This window comes from Arthrobacter zhaoxinii (assembly GCF_024385505.1).
In the GTDB taxonomy this organism is placed as follows: domain Bacteria; phylum Actinomycetota; class Actinomycetes; order Actinomycetales; family Micrococcaceae; genus Arthrobacter_B; species Arthrobacter_B zhaoxinii.
Window position 1 is genome coordinate 23,749 of the sequence record NZ_JANFLT010000003.1, and the last position, 19,414, is coordinate 43,162.

The 19,414-nt window shown below is 60.1% G+C and carries 12 protein-coding genes and 1 pseudogene; 10 read left to right on the forward strand and 3 right to left on the reverse strand.

Annotation, left to right across the window (positions count from 1 at the left end):
- Positions 1 to 29: 29 nt before the first annotated feature.
- Genes NNX37_RS06765 through NNX37_RS06800 form a run of 8 tightly spaced genes read left to right on the forward strand, consistent with a single transcriptional unit; the run spans position 30 to position 13,791 of the window.
- Positions 30 to 1,229 (forward strand): glycosyltransferase family 4 protein, encoded by a 1,200-nt coding sequence (locus NNX37_RS06765; protein WP_255791564.1) that lies wholly within the window; start codon positions 30 to 32, stop codon positions 1,227 to 1,229.
- Positions 1,226 to 2,986 (forward strand): glycosyltransferase family 4 protein, encoded by a 1,761-nt coding sequence (locus tag NNX37_RS06770; RefSeq protein WP_255791565.1) that lies wholly within the window; start codon positions 1,226 to 1,228, stop codon positions 2,984 to 2,986. The genes NNX37_RS06765 and NNX37_RS06770 overlap by 4 nt, the downstream gene beginning before the upstream one ends.
- Positions 2,983 to 3,873 (forward strand): ABC transporter permease, encoded by an 891-nt coding sequence (locus NNX37_RS06775; RefSeq protein WP_255791566.1) that lies wholly within the window; start codon positions 2,983 to 2,985, stop codon positions 3,871 to 3,873. Before NNX37_RS06770 ends, NNX37_RS06775 begins: the two co-directional genes overlap by 4 nt.
- Positions 3,857 to 4,744, forward strand: coding sequence for an ABC transporter ATP-binding protein (locus tag NNX37_RS06780; protein ID WP_255791567.1), 888 nt, complete (start codon positions 3,857 to 3,859; stop codon positions 4,742 to 4,744). The genes NNX37_RS06775 and NNX37_RS06780 overlap by 17 nt, the downstream gene beginning before the upstream one ends.
- Positions 4,741 to 6,645: a glycosyltransferase family protein gene (locus tag NNX37_RS06785; RefSeq protein ID WP_255791568.1), complete on the forward strand. Its 1,905-nt coding sequence runs from the start codon at positions 4,741 to 4,743 to the stop codon at positions 6,643 to 6,645. The genes NNX37_RS06780 and NNX37_RS06785 overlap by 4 nt, the downstream gene beginning before the upstream one ends.
- A 10-nt stretch (positions 6,646 to 6,655) precedes the next feature.
- Complete coding sequence (wecC, locus tag NNX37_RS06790) at positions 6,656 to 7,903, forward strand: UDP-N-acetyl-D-mannosamine dehydrogenase (protein WP_255791643.1); 1,248 nt, start codon at positions 6,656 to 6,658, stop codon at positions 7,901 to 7,903.
- Positions 7,904 to 7,948: 45 nt separating this feature from the next.
- A complete protein-coding gene (locus tag NNX37_RS06795) occupies positions 7,949 to 12,364 on the forward strand; it encodes a glycosyltransferase (protein ID WP_255791569.1) in 4,416 nt (1,471 codons plus the stop codon).
- Between the two features lie 44 nt (positions 12,365 to 12,408).
- A complete protein-coding gene (locus NNX37_RS06800) occupies positions 12,409 to 13,791 on the forward strand; it encodes a hypothetical protein (protein WP_255791570.1) in 1,383 nt (460 codons plus the stop codon).
- A 30-nt stretch (positions 13,792 to 13,821) separates the two neighbouring features.
- On the opposite strand, the gene NNX37_RS06805 is transcribed toward NNX37_RS06800, so the two are convergent.
- Genes NNX37_RS06805 through wecB form a run of 3 tightly spaced genes read right to left on the reverse strand, consistent with a single transcriptional unit; the run spans position 13,822 to position 17,793 of the window.
- A complete protein-coding gene (locus NNX37_RS06805; protein WP_255791571.1) occupies positions 13,822 to 15,003 on the reverse strand; it encodes a hypothetical protein in 1,182 nt (393 codons plus the stop codon).
- Entirely contained in the window at positions 15,000 to 16,655 is a 1,656-nt protein-coding gene (locus NNX37_RS06810; RefSeq protein ID WP_255791572.1) for a DUF6270 domain-containing protein, read from the reverse strand. The genes NNX37_RS06805 and NNX37_RS06810 overlap by 4 nt, the downstream gene beginning before the upstream one ends.
- Positions 16,648 to 17,793 (reverse strand): non-hydrolyzing UDP-N-acetylglucosamine 2-epimerase, encoded by a 1,146-nt coding sequence (gene wecB, locus NNX37_RS06815; protein ID WP_255791573.1) that lies wholly within the window; start codon positions 17,791 to 17,793, stop codon positions 16,648 to 16,650. The genes NNX37_RS06810 and wecB overlap by 8 nt, the downstream gene beginning before the upstream one ends.
- A gap of 606 nt (positions 17,794 to 18,399) precedes the next feature.
- Here wecB and NNX37_RS16490 point away from each other — a divergent pair.
- Positions 18,400 to 18,882, forward strand: a pseudogene (locus NNX37_RS16490) (glycosyltransferase); the annotation flags it as partial.
- Between the two features lie 21 nt (positions 18,883 to 18,903).
- Positions 18,904 to 19,401 (forward strand): glycosyltransferase family protein, encoded by a 498-nt coding sequence (locus NNX37_RS16495; RefSeq protein WP_255791648.1) that lies wholly within the window; start codon positions 18,904 to 18,906, stop codon positions 19,399 to 19,401.
- Positions 19,402 to 19,414 lie beyond the last annotated feature (13 nt).

Sequence of the window (19,414 nt, forward strand, 5' to 3'; positions counted from 1 at the left end):
GAGCGGCAGATGTTATTGGGGGATTGGTAGTGCGGATTCAGTTACTGACGCATTCGTATTCCCCTGAGCACAGTCCTCCACAGCGCCGCTGGACTCAGTTCAACCGGTATTTCCGCAGCCTCGACTGGGACATCGACGTGATTACCCCGGTGGCACATGCTCCGCACGGCCGGCGGACCCTGCCGAAACGAGAAGCGGGCCGCGCTTTCCGCCGGGACACGGGCCGGTACGGGGAACGCATCCTGCGAGTTCCCTTCGTATGGCACCGCACCACACGGCTGGGACGGCTGTTAGACCACTGCTTCAGTGCGGCGGCTTCCGTCGCGGCCGGGATGATGACACGCCGCCCTGATGCCGTGGTCGTTACCGTGCCCAGCCTTCCCATCCTGGGCGCCGGATACCTGGTGTCCCGGCTCCGCCGGGTGCCGTTGGTGGTAGACATGCGCGATGCCTGGCCCGATATTGCGCGGGATGCGCGGATTGTCCGTGGAAGCGCGAAAGGTTTAACGGAACGCGCCATAACAGCCTTCCAGGAACGCGCAGAGTTGGTGGTGACCGTGACCCATGGTTTCGCCGCCACACTCCGTGAGCGTGGCTTGAACAATGTTGCCACGGTGGTGAACGGCGTAGATATTTCCGTCCGGGAGCTCCTGCCTCCTCCCCCTGAAAACCGGGACCTGCTGAACGTGCTGTACCTGGGAAACCATGGCGAAAGCCAGCGGCTGGACCTGGTCGTGCGGGCAGCAGCCCTTGCCCGCGGCTACGTCCGGTTGACCATGGTGGGCCACGGGGTGCAACGACGTGAACTGATGAAGCTGGCCGAGGAACTGGACGCTCCGGTAATCTTTCAAGGCCCTGCCCAGCGGCGCGAAGTCATGGAATATTACCGGGATGCGGATACGTGTGTCGTCTCGCTTCGGGATGACTGGAAATCCTTCGAAACCACCATCCCGTCAAAGACCTACGAGGTGTTGGCAGTAGGACGTCACGTCACGGGCATCGTCCGTGGCGAGGCACGCTACATCGTCGAAGAGTCGAAAGCCGGAGACATTGTTGATTCCAGGCCGGAGGCCATTGCTCAGCTGTGGATGGAACTGCACGCAGACCGCACCCGGCTGCTCACCGGCACCAACGGCAGGGACTGGGTACACCACAACGCCAACCTCGACGCACTGTCCGCTGCCTATGCGGACCTCCTGCGGAGCGTGGCAGCGGGCCGGTCCGAGTGACGGCACTGAGATACGTACGCAGTGCCGCCCTTGCCGGCGCCACTGCCTTGGAACACCTGGGCGATGACCCCGTAGTCCTGGCGCTGCAGATATCCCGCAGGCTGCCGGCATCCCTGGTACATCCGCTGGCGGCCGGTGCCGGGAAGATCTCCGGAAAAATGGCTGGGAACAGCTTCCTGGGACCGCTGGCGGCTTTCGTCATCGGAGATACCCCTGCGCTGTCCCGCAGTCTCACCGCAGCCGCCGCACCGGGCGGAACCACGGGTAGCCAACAGGCCCTGCGCCTGGCCGACGTCGCCATCGCAGCAGGCTTCCCCCAGGAGGCCGGGCAGCTGGTGGCACGGGTACGCCCCGGTACCAAAGGGCTGCCCGGCACTGTCGCCCGCAGCCGCTCGCACGCCGGAGACATGAGCGGCGCCGTGAAGGCCCTTTCCCACGGACGAGGCGCCGAACGCCGGCAGCAGCGGCGCCTGGCGTCCGAGCTGGCCGTGTTTTCGGGATGGCAGCCCTGGCTCGACCGTGTTGAGTCCTACACACCGGACCCAGCCACCGTCCTGCACGTCCTCACCAACTCCCTGCCGCACACCGGCAGCGGCTACGCGCAGCGGAGCCATTCGATCCTGAAGGCGCAGCACGAGCTGGGCTGGAACGTCCATGCCGTGACCCGCCCGGGATATCCCGTCCAGGTGGGTCGGCTCTTTGCCCGGGAACAGGACCGGATCGACGGCGTGACGTATCACCGGATCCTGCCGGCCCGGCTTCCCTTCGGCATGCAGGGCAGACTGCAGCTGCAGGCAGAACAAACGCTCGCACTTGCCCTGAAGACGCGGCCTGCGGTTCTGCATACCACCACGCACTTCGTCAACGGGCTGGTGACTGCCGCCGTGGCCGAGGCCCTCGGCATTCCGTGGATCTATGAGGTCCGCGGCCAGCTGGCCGATACGTGGGCTTCGGCCCGCCCGGCCGAGGCCCGGCAGAGCGAGAGGTACCGGCTCTTCTCCGAACGGGAAGCCGACGTTATGGGCAGGGCTGCCCTGGTGCCCACGCTCGGGACCGTCATGGCGGAACAGATTGCCGGCAGCGGAGTTCCCCGGGAGCGGATCCGGCTGCTTCCCAACGCAGTGGGGGAGGGATACCTCGAAGCACCCGTGGCGGCAGCCGAGGCCCGGCGCTCGCTCGGGCTGGATCCTGACACTGAATTGATCGGAACGGTCAGCAGTCTGGTTGACTATGAGGGGCTGGATGACCTCATCACCGCCTTCGGCCTGGTCGCTGACCGGCAACGGCACCTCAAATGCCTCATCGTCGGCGACGGAGCAGCCGCGCCCCGTTTGAAGGCGCTGGCTGCCGAACTCGGACTGACCGACCGCGTAATCTTCACCGGCCGAGTCTCCCGGGAGCAGGCTCATTTGTACCATCAGGCAATCAACGTCTTCGTTGTGCCTCGGAAGGATTTGGACGTGACACGAGCGGTAACCCCGCTGAAGCCGGTGGAGGCCATGGCCTGCGCACGGCCCGTAATAGCCAGCGATTTGCCGGCCCTGCGTGAATTGGTCCGAGATGGAGACAACGGGCTCCTGGTCCGGGCCTCCGATCCGGTGCATCTGGCCGAGGCGATCGACAGCCTGATCTCCGATGGCGAGCTTCGTGCCTTCTTGGGGAGCAACGGGCGCCGCCATGTGCTCGCCACGCGTACCTGGGAATCGGTCGCTGCTTCAACGGTAAAGATGTACCAGCAGACGGAGGCCAAGGCGTGACCCAGACATCAGCTAGCGCTGAGCAGAACGACAAGCCGGTGACGGTCGCCGTCGACCTCCGTAAGGTTTCAAGGGTCGGTGCGAAGCCTCCGCTACTGGATTATCTGGTTTCGCTCTGGAATTATCGGCACTTTATGCTCTACGACGCGAGAGCCCGGGTGCAGACAGGCAACAGCCGTGATCGATTGGGCAGCGCCTGGCTGCTCCTGGACCCGTTGCTTAATGGGCTCGGCTACTTCGCTATCTTTGGACTGTTGTTGAATGCAGGCCGCGGGGTGGAGAACTTTATTGGTTACTTGATTATCGGCATCTTTTTGTTCCAAATGAGTTCCCGTTCCATCGTTAACGGGGCACGGGTCATCCGGACCAACCAGAACGTGATTCAAGCCTTTAATTTTCCGCGTGCAACCCTCGCTGTAGCGGTCAACATCCGGGAACTGCTGGCCAACATACCGGTTCTTATCATGATGTTCCTGTTAGTGATTTTCCTGGCACCGGTGGAGGAAATCACCTGGCGATGGGTGTTGGTCATCCCGGCGGTCCTTCTGCAGGTCCTCTTTAATCTGGGAGCAGGATTGGTGCTGGCGCCCGTAGTCGCCAAGTTCAACGACCTCGTTCATATCATTTCCTTTGGCATGCGGTTTTGGATGTTTACCTCGTGCGTCATGTTCAGTATCGAGCGATATAACTCTGTTCCGTGGCTCAAGTCCGCTGTGGAAGCTAACCCCCTGTACCTGCTGCTAACGATTGTCCGGGAGTCCGTGCTGTACGCGCAGACTCCTGTGTGGCAGAGCTGGGCCGGACTTAGCGCCTGGGCACTAGGCGCGCTGGTCCTCGGCATCGTTGTCTTCTGGAAGAGAGAAGAGTCCTATGCCGGGAACAACTGAGCCTAAGCAGTTGGTCACGTCGCCTGCCGTCGTAGTTGATAACGTGGCCATGTCGTACCGGGTTGCTTCTTCCGGAGCCGCTGGGAATTCCGAACAAGCGACGTCCCTGTCGAAGCGATTAAGCCGCCGTGCGTCAACGGTTGAAGTCCGAGCGCTGGCGCCTTTGTCTTTCGTTGCCGAACAGGGTGAAGCCATTGGTGTGATCGGGTTGAACGGTTCAGGGAAGAGCACCTTAATGAACCTTCTCTGCGGCAAACTCCAGCCCTCCGGGGGTGCCGTGTACGCGTCATCAACCCCCACGATGCTTGGTGTTTCGGCGGCCCTCGTCCCGGACCTTTCCGGAGCCCAGAACATCATGCTCGGATGTCTCGCCTTGGGTATGACGCATGCTCAGATCGCCGCTAAGTACGAGTCGATCATGGAGCTTTCCGGGTTGGAAGGTTCCATAAACCTTCCGATGCGTTCGTATTCCTCAGGCATGTCCTCACGTTTGCGGTTCGCTATAGCCACAGCCATTGATCCTGAGATCCTGATCATCGATGAAGCCCTGAACACAGGTGATGACGAGTTCCGTGACCGGACCAAACGCCGGATGGACAGCCTAAGGGCGCAGGCGGGCTGCGTTTTTCTGGTGAGCCACAGCCTGAAGACAATCCAGGACCTCTGTACGCGTGTGATCTGGCTGGATAAGGGCGATCTACTCTTTGACGGCGACCCCGAGGTTGCCTTGAACTGGTATCGCCGGTACACCAAGGAGCTTGCGAATAAAGACCGTTTTGCAGCGGCCAAAGTGCGCAGACGGATGCTGAACGACCTTCGTCCCGTGTCGGTTCAGCCTCTGGCTGCAGGTCGTCGGAAGTCGGGCGTATGAGTGCGTTCTTAAAGGAAACACGCGCAGCCGCCTGGCACTTCCGGCGTGCCGGGATGAGCGGTCTGCTTGAAAAGCAACGGCGTGTACGGGCCGGAAAGAACCCCTACACCGGAGGCAACGGCGACTCGCAGGCCCGGAAATCCGGCCGTAGGCGAAAGCGCCTGCGGTTTGATCCGTACTTCCCCGAGCCGCGTCAGCGGCGCCGTTCGGACATCACAGTGGCCGTTATCCTCGACGAGTTTTCCATGTCGGCATTTGATTTTGAATGGCAGCAGGTCGCCCTCTCGCGCACAGGGTGGCGTGCGGAAATTGCATCAGCCAAACCGGACCTGCTCTTCGTCGAATCCGCCTGGGCGGGAAACGGTGGACAGTGGCGGTACCAACTCACCGGCGAATCCGGCCCCAAAGAGGACTTCCGCAAGTTGCTGGAATTGTGCCGGTCACTTGGCATCCCCACGGTTTTCTGGAACAAGGAGGACCCTCCGCATTACGGAGACTTCTTGGAAGCAGCAAGGCTTTTTGACTATGTCTTTACTAGTGATTCACGCCGCATAGCATCCTATACGGCTGATTTGGGCCATAACCGGGTGTCTGTTCTCCAGTTCGCTGCCCAGCCTGCGCTGCACAACCCCATACGACCGGGTGAAGGCTGGCATAGCAGGAACGTCGCATTCGCAGGAATGTACTTTGCGCACAAATACCCGGAGCGCCGAGAGCAGATGCAGTTGCTGCTGGGCGGCGCCCATGACGCAGACCTTGAAAAAGGAACCGGGCTGGATATTTTCTCCCGTCATGCCGGAAAAAACCCGAATTACCAGTTTCCACCGGCCTACAAAAAGTACCTCGCCGGAACTTTGCCTTACAGCCAGATGCTCACGGCGTACAAAGCTTACAAAGTGTTCCTCAATGTGAACTCAGTTGTTGACTCGCCGAGTATGTGTGCGAGGCGGATTTTTGAGATCACTGCGTCGGGGACATCGGTAGTGAGCACCTCCAGCGAGGCGCTAACCGCTCAATGGCGCCCTGGGGAGCAGTTCGTCGTCACCTCCCGCGAAGATGCAAAGAACACAATCCTGGCACTCACCCGAAACCCCCAGCTGTCGGACCGCCAGGTCCACCGCGCGCAGAGACGCATTTGGTCCGAGCATACGTACGCGCACCGGGTGGAGGCAGTTGTCGCTGCCGCTTTGCCTGCGGCATCCCGACCCGTGGCGGAACCCTCTGTATCGCTGCTTGTAGCCTCCATGAGGCCTGGACAGCTGGAACAGGTCTTCAGGACGGTTGGTTCTCTGGAAGGGAGGAAACCGGAACTGGTGCTGTGCACCCACGGATTCGAAGCCGACCGCGCTCATGTGAAAAGCTTGGGCTTGCTCTACGGGCTAAACGACGTGATTGTGTTGCCGCGACCGCGCTCTGTGTCGCTGGGGGAGTGTCTCAACGCGTGCGTTGCGGCAGCTGGCGGGGAAGTGCTTTCGAAAATGGATGATGACGACCTCTACTCGCCGAATTACCTCCGGGATCTGGTCGCGGCCCTTCAGTTCTCGAGGGCAGATGTCGTGGGTAAACAGGCGCACTATATGTACCTTGCGGAGCGTAACGCCACACTTCTACGTTTCGCGGACAGGGAGCATCGGTTCACTACCTCGGTGATGGGTCCAACCATTACCGCTCGCCGAGAGGTCTTTGAAGGAATGCCCTTTGCACCGCTGAACAGGGGTGAGGATACACAGTTCTTAAAGGCTGTCCGGGCGGATGGAGGCCGTATTTATGCCTCCGACCGCTTCAACTATGCCCAATTCCGAGGCGTGGGTAACCACACTTGGGCAATATCCGATACCGCGTTGTTGGCTTCGGGAGAAATAAAGTTTTTCGGGAAGCCCGAAGAACAGATCGCACTATAGGGGAATGAATATGAAGGAAATCAAGGACGTTGCTGTCATCGGACTTGGATACATTGGTCTGCCGACTGCAGCGGTGCTTGCCGCCAACGGTCTCAATGTCATCGGAGTAGACGTCAAGGAAGCCAACGTCGCAGCAATCAACCGCGGAGAAGTCCCGTTCGTCGAGCCCGATCTTGGGGTTCAGGTAGCGGGCGCGGTCAGCCAAGGAATGCTGAAGGCCACCACGGACACTCCGCCGGCTGACGCTTACATCGTCGCCGTGCCCACGCCGTTCAATGCGGACAGGACAGCTGATCTGTCCTATATTGATGCCGCGGCCCGCGGTATCGCTCCCCAGCTAGTCGGGGACGAACTGATCATTCTCGAATCAACGTCTCCTCCAGGCGCCACGAAGCATCTCGGCGAATACCTCGTGGAACTGCGCCCTGATCTCTCCCTGGACCCCGAATCGGGGCTTCCCCTCATCCACGTAGCCCACTGCCCTGAGCGTGTTCTGCCGGGACGGGTAATGATCGAACTTGTCACCAATGATCGAATCATTGGCGGCTTGACGGCGGTTGCTGCCGAGCGTGCGCGTGACCTGTACAGCGCTTTCTGCAAGGGAGGCATGCATCTGACCGATGCAACAACCGCCGAGATGGCAAAACTGGTGGAGAACTCCTACCGGGACGTCAATATCGCCTTTGCCAATGAACTCTCCGTCATTAGCGACAGATTGGGCATTGATGTTTGGGAACTGATCGAGCTCGCGAACCACCATCCCCGGGTGAACATCCTGCAGCCCGGACCTGGTGTTGGAGGCCACTGCATCGCCGTGGATCCGTGGTTCATCGTCTCCAGCGCGCCTGAAGACGCGAAGCTGATCCGTCAGGCCCGTGAAACCAACGATGCCAAGCCTCGATGGGTGCTGGACCGCGTGGAGCAGCTGAGCACGGGCAAAAAGTCGCCGAAGATCGCCGCCCTGGGCCTGGCTTTCAAAGCCAATATCGATGATCTGCGTGAGTCGCCAGCAGTTTCCATCGTCGCTGACCTCGGTGCCCGGATGCCGGGGGCAACAATTGCCGTGGTGGAACCCCATGTGGAGGAACTGCCCCGCAGCCTGGCCGGCCGCGGCAACGTCAATCTGGTGTCCGTGGAAGAGGGCCTCACCGACGCGGACATCGTTCTTCTGCTGGTGGACCACGATGCGTTCAAGACGCTCGACCGTGCCGTGCTCGAAGGCAAGGAAGTAATCGACACTCGGGGAATCTGGCGCTAGCGCCTTTGCCTACCCGTATTTGCTAACCATCAACTTTGGAACTCCATGACGCACGCAGACGAGCAGTTGTCCTTCTCTCCCGCTGAAAGCCTCAGGCGTCAGCGCTATGCCACAAACGTGGATGAACTCATCGCGGACTATGAACGCGTGAAAGCGAAGGGAAAGCAGGACGCGCGCGAACTGGAATCCCTTCGTGGAGAGTTTCAGTCGCTGCTGCGTGACTCAGTCAGGCTCAGGACCGAGTTGCAGTCGTCCAAGACCGAAGTCGTGCGGTTACGGTCCACGCTTACCGCTCTACGATCTTCATCGAGCCTTCGGGTGGGCAGGGCTGTCCTGCTGCCCGCCCGGGGGGTTCGTAAATCGGTCCGGAATATTAAGCAGGTCCGTGGAGCAGCCTTTTCTCGGGACGGTTCGGCGGAGGTAGCACCCACGCCGCCGGATCTTCCCTTGACAGCAACCAACAAGAAATCTCGACCCCAGCTTCGCGCACTCCATCAGACTTACTTAGCCAAAGCTGAGGAGGATCCAACCGCCGCAAATGTCATGCGGGCGATTTCCCACGCCTATTTCGTCCTAGGCGACGTGAAAGAACCTGCAGCGCTAATCCGACGGCACCAACCCGTGTTGGACAACCAAAGCGCCAAGGACGTGAGAACCATGGACGCTGTGCTGGGGATGGACCGCCTAATGGCGCGGCTGCCACCACTTGCTCCGCGCCAGCCCAACCCGGTGTACTTGGTAGAGCGTGGACGCATCATGTACTGCGCCCACAGCACAGGCCATTTCAACAGTAACGGTTACTCCACGCGCACTGCGGAACTCACTAAGGGCCTGTTGAACGCGGCAATGGATGTAGTGGTTGCCGCACGCCCTGGCTATCCGTGGGACGTGGCGACGGACCACCCGCCTGCCGGGTCTGACCGTTTTGCCCGGAAGATCGGTGGCGTTGAACATGTATTCAACCCCGGACCGAGTTGGACGCAACAACCGCTGGATCATTATTGGTTCGAAGCGACGGACATCTACGTGCGCGAAGCGCAGCGTGCCAGGGTGGAAGCCATCCACGCAGCGTCTAACCATGTGACCGCACTTCCGGCCCTGGCCGCGGCCCGCCGTCTCGGTGTGCCGTTTTCCTACGAGGTGCGGGGGCTGTGGGAGGTAACCGAGGCATCGGGGAAGCCGTCATGGGAAGAGTCGGAACGCTACCGCCTCGCGGAGAAGCTTGAAACCTTTGTTGCAATGCATGCAGATACGGTCTTCGCGATCACCGAGCAGGTGAAGGCGGAACTGGTCCGCAGAGGTGTGGAAGCTGGAAAAATTCAAATTCTTCCAAACGGAGTGGATACCGACCGCTTCGCTCCAATGCCGCCGTCTGACAGGTTGAGGGACAAACTGCGCCTACCTGCTGACGTTCCGGTGGTGGGATACGCCGGAAGTTTGGTCCATTATGAGGGTCTCTCCGATCTCCTCAGTGCCCTTTCCATCCTGAAGGACCAGGGGAAGCAGTTTCGGGCAGTAATCGTGGGAGACGGCGCCGAGTTAGGGGAGCTGCGCCGTCAAGCGGGCATACTCGGGCTGGAAGACCGCGTTCAGTTCCCCGGACGGGTAGACGCCGAAAATATACCCGACTACGTCAGTATTTTTGATGTTATGCCCTGCCCCCGGGTTCCACTGCCTGTTACGGAACTCGTGTCCCCGTTGAAGCCGCTTGAAGCAATGGCTGCCGGCAAGGCCTTGGTACTGACAGACCTGGCTCCGTTGCGGACATTTGCCGGAGAGGACCAGGAACGCGCCCTTTTGGCTAAACCTTCGGATCCGGAATCCCTGGCAAAGGCCATCGGATCACTCTTAGACGATCCCGGGCAGCGCCGCGACCTGGGACGCCGCGCACGGCTATGGGCCGTCGGCCAACGGAAGTGGAATTCCCTCGGAGCTGAAGCCGCCCGGGGGCTGAACTCTGCCATTGCGGAAGCAATAGTGTCGGCACCGAGTGGCAGATCACTGAAGCAGATCACCATCGGTGTTGTTGCGGATACCTTCACCACTGAAGGGCTGCGTTCGGAAGTAGTCCTGAATGAACTGCGTCCCGACACCTGGCGGGAAAAGGTGCGGGACCGTCCGCTTGACGTCCTCTTCGTTGAATCCGCGTGGGAAGGCGCAGAAGATACGTGGCGGCAGAAGGTGGGGTATTACGACGAGGAACGATTCCGTTCACTTCGCGAGCTGGTTGAGTACTGCAGGGAAGAGTCCATTCCGACAATCTTCTGGAACAAGGAGGACCCGGTCCATTTCAACAGGTTCCGCCGAACCGCCGAAATCTTCGACCACGTCTTCACCACGGATGCGAACTGCCTCCGTGAATATGCCCGTTCCGAAGGCCTGCACACCAGAACGATCTCTTCCCTTCCCTTCTATGCCCAGCCCAAACTGCACAACCCGCTCCCCACCGAGCGCCCCTATTCCCACACCGTCGCGTACGCCGGTTCCTACTACGGCGAGAGATACCCCCAACGATCAGCAGAATTAACTTCGCTGCTGGACGCGGCACGTCCCCTCGGACTGACGATTTATGACCGGCAGCACCTCAATCCGGAAAGCCCTTACCGGTTCCCCGAATCTCTCCAGCCGTTTGTCCAGGGCGGATTGCCGTATCTGGAAATGGTGAAGGCTTATAAAAGCCATCCGGTGCATGTCAACGTTAATTCTGTGGATGCTTCCCCCACCATGTTTTCCCGCCGGGTGGTCGAACTTGCGGCCTCCGGAGCCGCCGTCGTCAGCGGCAAGGGGCAGGGCGTGGACCGCGTCCTGGGTGGACTCGTCCACACGGTGGCAGGGCGAGATGAGACCAAGGTCCTGCTGGACCGCTGGATGAATGATGAAGAGGCTCGGCTGAATGATGTCTGGCTGGCGTATCGACTAATTCACCGAGGGCACACCGCCGCACACCGCCTTTCCTACGCCCTGCGCTGCGCCGGTTTGGTGGTCACGTCTCCCCAGCCTCCCGGCTACGCCGTGAGGGCAAGTGCACCCAGTCCGGCACTCCTGAGGAGCCTTGAGGTGCAGACCGTCCGCCCCGCCGTCGTTATAGTTGCAGGCGATCCCTCCGGCCTCCGGACTGACCTTAAATGTGTGCGGGAGGAGGAAGCAACACCGGAGATGCTGTCAGACCTCGGCGTGAGCTGGCTCGGGACGCTGACGGATGCCGCTCCGGACCGAACTGTTTTTGAGGATCTGCTAACGGCCGTCTCGTTCGGAGAATGGGCCGAAATCGGTGTCTCGGACGAGGAGGGAGATGACAGGCTCAGTGGGGGACTGGTAACCGTTGGAGCCACTCGTGGGGCAGGCCTTCGACTGGTACCTATCGGGCCGGAGACGCCGGGCAAACAGGGGCTTTACTTCCACCGGCGAAGGACGACAACAGAGCTCGCTGCCAAGACCGTCACCACTAATCCCGGTGTGCGGCAGCAGAAGGTGCTCGTAGCCGGACATGACCTTAAATTCGCAGCCGGCATCATCGATGCCCTGGAAGCTGCCGGTCATATGGTGGCAACCGACCAGTGGCAGGACCATAACCGTCACAACGAGGAACAGAGTAGGTCGCTGCTGGCAGACGCCGACGTCGTGTTCTGTGAGTGGACGCTCGGGAATGCTGCCTGGTACTCAAAAAACGTGCGGCCGGATCAGCGGTTAGTCACCCGAATGCACTCCCAGGAGCTGTTCACTCGGTACCCCCGGGAACTTGACCTCTCCAGCATCCAATCGGTGGTTTTCGTGGGCAGGCACGTGGCGGATCTCGCTATCCGGGATCACGGGATTCCTTCGGAAAAGGCCCTGGTCATTCCGAATCCAGTGGACACCGTCGGTCTGCGGTTGCACAAATCCGATGAGGCCCGGTTCCGGCTTGGCTTAGTCGGCATTGTGCCGGCGCAAAAGCATCTGGACCGGGCTCTGGACCTGCTGGGTATCCTTCGGACAGAGGACCCCCGTTACCAGCTGCATATCAAGGGAAAGCGGCCGGAGGACTATCCATGGATGGCCAACAGGACTGAAGAAATGGCCTATTACCGGGAGCAGATGAGACGGATTACCGGCGATCCGACCCTTCACGGTGCCGTTCACTTCGACGGTCACGGCAACGACATGGCCCAGTGGTACCAAAAGGTGGGCGTCGTCCTGTCCCTCAGTGACTTCGAGTCATTCCATTTGACGCTGGCGGACGGAGCTGCCAGCGCCAGCGTACCGGTGACCCTGCCGTGGCCTGGTGCTGATCAGATCTATCCGGCGTCGTGGATTCAGACCGGCGTGCGGGAGATGGCGGGTTACATATCCGGGTTGACTTCCTCCGACGAACTGTGGCGTAGCGCCGGGGCAATGGCTCAGGCTTACGCCGAACGTAACTTCGCCCAGGCGAGAGTTTTGCCAAGGATCCTAGAGGTCATTCTGGGAGAGCCGACAATATGAATCTGCGAGCCGCCCTAAGGCGCGTCAGAGCTAGACTGCACTTCATGGTTCGCGACTGGGAGACCCGGCGGGCGATGAAGATTCTCACCCGTCCCTTCCGCGGCATGCCGGCCGCAGGGGCTGGGCGGCAGCCGTACGTATCCGGAGGGGAACGAGTGTTTTCTCTGGTCCTGGGCGAAAAGGCTATCCGCTGGCAAATTCCTGCCGGTTATCGGATCGAGGTGCATGGACATGCCTTCGTGCTGACTAACCGCCGTTCGCGGCGGTTGGCCGAAGTAACGATCCAAGCAGATGCGCCGGTGCGGCTCCGTTCTGCTGGAGCCGAGACGCCATTATCCCCGGGGTCCAATGAGGTTACACTCTCCGGTTCTGCCGGGACTGGAACGAGCATCGCGGTTGCCGGGGGAACGCTGCGGGTGATTGACCGAGGAGTGGGGGAGGAAGGAGGAGAATGGCGAATTTGGAATGGTCAACGCAGTCTGACCTATTGCCTGGAAGAGCCGTTATCGGAGCACGGCAAATCGACACTTTGCGTAGCGTTCTCCGCCATCAGCGCGCCGTACGATTTCACCTACAACTACAAGTCATCACTGGCGAAAGTGGACGCTTACCGCCTCTATATCCTGGACAACTTCGGATCACAGGGTTCTTACTATTATGCCGATAACCGTGACACCGGGATTTTCGACGCGGTGCAGTCTTTCCTGCTGGAGATGTCGTCTGAGTTGGGTATCGGACCCGATGGAATGGTGTTCCTCGGGTCGTCCAAGGGTGGAACAGCTGCCCTTTCCCACGGGTTGCAGCTGGGAGCCGCACGGATCGTTGCGGGCGCCCCGCAGAGTTATCCGGGAACGTACCTCAGCGGCGCTTCCCCGGGCATGTTGAGTTTCATTGCGGGAGACAGCGACAACGAATCGATCGACTGGCTGGACCAATTAATTCCCAATGCCGTAAGCAACGCTCAGGGAAACCCGCACATCACAGTCGTGGTAGGAGACAACGACAGCCACAAGCATGTCCATATCGAACCGTTGATGAAGCTGGCCGCGGACGCTGGATTGTCGATACAGACACTCGTCATTAAGGACCTGTCCCACCAGGACATTGGTGCAGCATTCGGTCCCTACCTTGAGGCGGCCCTACAAGAGGAATTCTTCTCGGGAGCGGATCTTCTGCCGTACCGCCTGACACGCAGGGACGATGCGGAGGACATGGTGCAGTTCAAGCTATGGCTTCCCCCCGGCGAAGAAGCGGCGATTGAAGTCCGGACCTCCCACTCACGGATTTTTAGCACCGATTATTCGGCCGAGACCTTCTTCGTGGTCCAAGCACCCGAAAACGAAGGTGTTCAGGCAACCGTCACCCGCAGGAGGGAGAACACGGAGGTGGGACGCTTCACAACCGTCTGGCTTCAGTCCAAATCGTGAGTAAGAAGGCCGCCTGCGGGTTATCGTTCCTCAGTCGAAGACCCGTACAACCTTCCGGCTGATGATTTCGCCTCTATTCCGAACGAACGCGCGGATGCTGCAGCCACTCGGGACGTTATGGAAAACAGCGTCTTGGTTCTCCGAGTACCAACGCATGTCGAGACGTTCGGTCCCTAGCATGAGGTACAAGGCCATTTGATGGTCCGGGCCGAACATCGCTTCGAGATTGGTTGAGACGCTAACCCGTCCATTGGCAGAACGGCTCGCGCTGAGGCGGAATTCGCGGGGCAGGGCCGCGAGAACTATATTCGACGGACCGGTGACCGGCGCCGAGCACACATAGCGAGCAAGGTCATCCTCGGTGGCAAAGACCCTCTCTCCATGTGTGGCGTCGATATACTCCGCTTTCGACTGTCGGGAGAGATTCGAGGCCCGGCGCATATATACAAACGTCGGTTCATTCGCGCGTGCCAAGGTGAGGACAACTCCCCTCTGCCCAAAGCGGTCTACTGCATCCTCATCAATCAGTTCCGGGATGCCCCACGGGCTGTATGCCGCTGCGTCCTGAAAATGGCCGGACGGGATGACATAGAACTTATTTCCAGGAATGACCCGGTTAAAATCCACAGTAGTGAGGGTTACACCGTGGCTGGTTACCGTTCCCAGATTCTGACGGTAAAGGCCCGCTGCACAAACGGAGCCTGGATAGTTGTCTAGGAGAGTGTCAGCAACGGTGCAGATTTGGTTTAAATGACCGGAAAAGTATAGATCATCGTCGTCCATGGAGATCCGGATCATAGCTTGATATTCGTCCCACTGTTCAGTGGACGAGGCTTCCGAAAACAACGCTTCCCGACGTCCGGGTTGCTTATTGGGGTTCTTGATTTTGTCGATGTGTGCCGATGTCGGAACCCCGTAACCTGCAGCGGGGTGGTCATATACATGGATTCGGCTTCCGTATCGGATCTCCGGATCCATGCGACGGATAGCCTCCGTGATTCGAGGCACAAGGGCGCACTTGTCACGGGAGAGGTTTATCGTGAGCCGCAAGTCCGTGTCTTCGGGAATGACCTGCTTTCCAAGGGTTGCAAGGGTCAGCACAAACCTCTGCAGGTATCGCTCGATAACAGCCGGATCACTCTCGGCGTCGCAGAAGACTGTGTCTATCCAGAGTAGCTTCGTCGCGTGGGCCAATTCATGGTCCCGGATCATGCGATGATCGCATCGCCAAGGAGGTCTTCGTACCTGCTTCGATCCCATGGATGTTGGGGTAATCCCCAGTCTTCCAATGCGAGATCAATAAAGCGGTTGAGGATCTTCCGATAGGGCATGTTATGGCCGTCCGCGAACCGGTCTACCAGCAGCTGCACGTTGCCGTTTCGAGATACCGAGGACCGCGCCTTCATTCCGAGTCCTGCAGCGAACGGCGCCAGGTGGTTGTCCATATGGAAGGCGTCGTCGTCGTTCTGAACGTAAATGACCTGGTAGTCCGCAGCCTTGTCTGTGCGCACCCTGGCCACGGCGCTGACCCTCGGTCCGAAGGCGTCCAACCCCGCCGGGGAATCCAGTTCCGGAAACAGCGTGTGTTGATAGACGGAGACGGACTTGTTCCAGTACCTGCGGATTGCTGTCTGCGGATTGAAAACCAAGGCGCGTGAGCCCGGGGCGGAAGAAGCCAGTGCCAGCGAAGCAAACCCGCCGCCGGATCCGCCCATAAACACGATGCGGCTGATATTCAGCTGGCCGGCGACAATATCAACAATATTGCTGAACCGCTCCGTGAGATCATCTGCTGCATTTCCCGTAAACCAAGCGAGATCAAGCGCAGGGTGTGATTCGAGGGCGCCGTCCGCCAGGAACAGGAGGTTCTCCGGACGGTCCTCCAGCGTCGCCAGCCACTCAAACCGGGGCACTTGGTACTTGCCGCGGGGCAACGCACCATGGCTGACTACCAGCAGGGTGTCCGAGCCGGTGTTCTGAAGGAGAAACCGTGCGGGAAACTCTTCACCGGACTTCGTGCGCGGTGCAACCACGTGCTGTGTGCGGCCGGGAATATCACTCTGGACCTGCTCTGCGTCCGTCCAGTGAAGTATCTGGGCCTCATGGCGTTCGTCCCAGTTCCAGTGGGCTCGAGCAGGGGTCTCGGTCTCGGCAACGGCAGCGGCCAATCGTGCAGACAGAGCGTGGTAACAGGAGTCCAGCAGATTGAAAGGTGCTCGGCCGGCAGCGTGTTCTGAGGCGCCCGTGGTCCGCGGCTCCGAGATTACCCGAACGCCGAGGCCCTGGAGGTGATCATAGTAGGGCTGAAGGAAGCTGTTCATTTGGCTTGAATCCGGTCCGAAGGACAGCTCTACTCCAGCACCGGTTTCGTCCGTGGGCGCCCAGGGCAGGTCCAGGACAAACGTCCGGGATTTCAGGCCCAGAGTTTCCAGCATGGTGACAAATCGGGTTGCCGCCACCCGCCACAGGTCGAGATGTTCCTGTGAACCAAAGGTCACGCGGCGGAGGAGATCGGCGCCGCTGACCGTGGTGCGCACTAGCTGTGGGGAAGTTGTGAGATAGGTTCCGTCGCTCATCTCACTGACGCCAAAGCGTTCATCCGCCAGATCCCAGAGCAGCAGGTCCACATCACCAGCGACTCGGGTCAGGTTTTCCGTCAGGGAAGACGCTGCATCCCGCCGCACGTGGCTGGCGGCAGAAACGGTAAGGTCCGCGGGGATCGCCAACTCAACGTCACTGGGCGCATTCATGGCGCTGATCAGGGACTGTCTGGCTACAAATCCGGACCGGGCGATGTCCGAGCTGTAGGCGGTAACCAGCGCCGAGGCAGCATTGCTGCCATAGACGAAGACCCGCTTATGCATAGGCAAAATCAGCGGTGCGGGATCCTAGGCCCAGAAGCTGCTCAATAGCTGCAACGGTCCGGGCAGCAGCTTTACCGTCACCGTACGGGTTGACTGCATTTGCCATCGAATCGAAGTGGCCCTGATCGTTCAGCAACCGGGTTACCTCGGCAACGATGCGGTCTTCATCCGTGCCGATGAGCTTCACGGTCCCGGCAGTCACTGCTTCCGGCCGTTCGGTGTTTTCACGCATGACCAAAACCGGCTTCCCCAGGCTCGGGGCTTCTTCCTGGACGCCGCCGGAATCGGTAAGGACCAGATGAGAAATGGAAAGCATGCGGGTGAACTCGCCGTAAGCCAGCGGTTCCGTGACAATAATGTTGGATTTTCCCTCAATGGCGGGCATAACTGCCTCGCGCACCACTGGGTTCCGGTGGAGTGGAACAACCACAGTGAGGTCGGGCTCGGCGTCGGCAATGCGGGCGAGAGCCTGTCCGATGCCGCGCATGGCAACACCTTGGTTCTCCCGTCGGTGCGTGGTGGAGAGTAGAACGCGTCGGCCCGAGGCAGCGAGTTCTTCCAACTGCGGGTCAGTGAAGGGGATGTTCTTGTCCACAGTCATGAGGAGGGCGTCAATGACGCTGTTGCCTGTCACCGCAATAGCGGAGGCCCCAATGCCTTCTGCCAGCAGATTGTCCCGGCTGGTGGTTGTCGGGGCCAGATGGAGGCTGGCGATCTGCGAGGTCATTTTCCGATTGGCCTCTTCCGGGAATGGAGAGAAGAGGTCTCCGCTGCGAAGTCCCGCTTCCACATGGACAACGGGAATCCCGTGGTAAAACGCCGCGATAGCCCCGGCGGTGGTCGTTGTGGTGTCACCCTGTACTACAACGGCGTCGGGCTTGTTGACCGAGAAGAGCTTATCCAGTCCGTCGATGGTCTTGGTCAAGATGCCGTTGAGCGTTTGGCCGGGCTCGAAAATATTCAGGTCGTGGTCGGGGATGATGCCGAACAACCCGTTGACCTGATCCAGCATGGACCGGTGCTGACCCGTAACGGTGACGAAGCAGTCCAACGTTGAAGAAGCCTGGAGAGCAGCAACGATTGGGGCCATTTTGATGGCCTCCGGCCTAGTTCCATAAATAGGCATAACGACCGGCATTAAAGTTCCCCCAAATACGCTTGACAATCAAAATTTATACGAGCTTCCATTAAACTATAGCCGGAGCTATAGCCCAAACCGCTGCCCAGCGTGAGCGCGGCTTCTCTCCCTGCAGCCCTGCGCTAGCCGAAGATCACCAGCAGTGTCACCAGAGAGGGTACCGAGAGGCACACCAAAACGCTCAAAACGGAAGCGACGATACGTTTTTTCCGGTAATCCTTATCGCGCCGGAGGGTAACCGGAAGCGCAGCATTGACCCGTGAGGGACTGGCGTAAACCCGCTTTGCGCCTCCGGACCCCGGGCGGGGTTCTCGCAGCGCATCTCTCAGGTGGCGGGCAGCGGCCACGTCAGGATATTGCTTGTTGGGCATGGACCAAGCCTTCCACACCCTGGCTGCCTCCGGCGGCAGGCGCGTGCGGAGCCCATGGAGGTGCGGGTATTCCGGACCGTACTACTTGGACCAGGGCATGACTTACCCGTATCCACGGCACTCACTACTCGGATCCGCGATATTACGCGTCTTATTCGAAAGACCCATGCGTATAGTGACGTCGATCGCCCCCACCATGTGGCAGGCGTTTCCGTATCTTCCAGGGGGGATGATTATGCGGCTTCTGCTGTTGACGCATTCGTATGCGCCGGAACACACCCCTCCTCAACGCCGCTGGACCCAGTTCAACCGGTACTTCCGCAGCCTGGGCTGGGAAGTGGATGTTATTGCCCCCGTCGCCCATGAGCCGCAGGGCCGGAGGACCTTGGACTCGCGGGCCGCCGGCCGATCCTTCCGACCGGATAGCGGCAGTTCGGGGGACCGGATTCTCAGAGTGCCGTATCTGCGGCATCCGGTTACCCGGTGGGGACGGCTGCTTGACCATTGTTTCAGCGCCGGCGCATCCGTGGCGGCCGGGGTGCTTACGCGTCGCCCCGACGTCGTGATCGTCACTGTGCCAAGCCTTCCTATCCTGGGGGCGGGATACCTGGTGTCGAGGTTAAGGCGGGCACCGCTGGTGGTAGATATGCGCGATGCCTGGCCCGATATTGCACGGGATGCCCGGATAGTGCGAAGCGCTGGCCGGGGTCTTCGAAATGTTGCAACGGTGAATAACGGCGTGGATACGTCCGTCCGCGAACTTCTCCCTCCACCGCCCCTCGATCGGGAGTGCCTGAACGTTCTGTACCTGGGAAACCACGGAGAGAGCCAGCGACTGGATCTGGTTATTCAGGCTGCAGCCCTCTCGCGTGATTACGTCCGGCTGACCATGGTGGGACACGGGGTGCAACGCAGACAGCTCCGGAATGACTGGCAGTCCTTCGACATCACCATCCCGTCCAAAACCTACGAGATCCTTGCTGTGGGCCGCCATGTCACAGCAGTTCTGCGGGGAGAAGCCCGAAGAGTCATTGAAGAGTCCGGAGCGGGAGACGTGGTAGCCGCAGACCCGGAGGCGATTGCCGCGTTATGGAAGGACCTGCACGCGGACCGAAGCCGCCTGGTGGCCGGGACTTCGGGCCGGCAATGGCTCGAAGCCCATGCGGATCTCAACGGGCTTTCGGCTGCCTACGCCGACCTCCTGCGCTCGCTGACTCCGCGGCGGAATGCCTCGTGATGCCACATGAGAG

Bases quoted from the DNA above. Each gene is read 5' to 3' on its own strand.
- wecC (WP_255791643.1), top strand. From the start codon at position 6,656: ATGAAGGAAATCAAGGACGTTGCTGTCATCGGACTTGGATACATTGGT.
- NNX37_RS06780 (WP_255791567.1), top strand. From the start codon at position 3,857: ATGCCGGGAACAACTGAGCCTAAGCAGTTGGTCACGTCGCCTGCCGTC.
- NNX37_RS06785 (WP_255791568.1), top strand. From the start codon at position 4,741: ATGAGTGCGTTCTTAAAGGAAACACGCGCAGCCGCCTGGCACTTCCGG.
- wecB (WP_255791573.1), bottom strand. From the start codon at position 17,793: ATGCCGGTCGTTATGCCTATTTATGGAACTAGGCCGGAGGCCATCAAA.
- NNX37_RS06810 (WP_255791572.1), bottom strand. From the start codon at position 16,655: ATGCATAAGCGGGTCTTCGTCTATGGCAGCAATGCTGCCTCGGCGCTG.
- NNX37_RS06800 (WP_255791570.1), top strand. From the start codon at position 12,409: ATGGTTCGCGACTGGGAGACCCGGCGGGCGATGAAGATTCTCACCCGT.
- NNX37_RS06795 (WP_255791569.1), top strand. From the start codon at position 7,949: ATGACGCACGCAGACGAGCAGTTGTCCTTCTCTCCCGCTGAAAGCCTC.
- NNX37_RS06805 (WP_255791571.1), bottom strand. From the start codon at position 15,003: ATGATCCGGGACCATGAATTGGCCCACGCGACGAAGCTACTCTGGATA.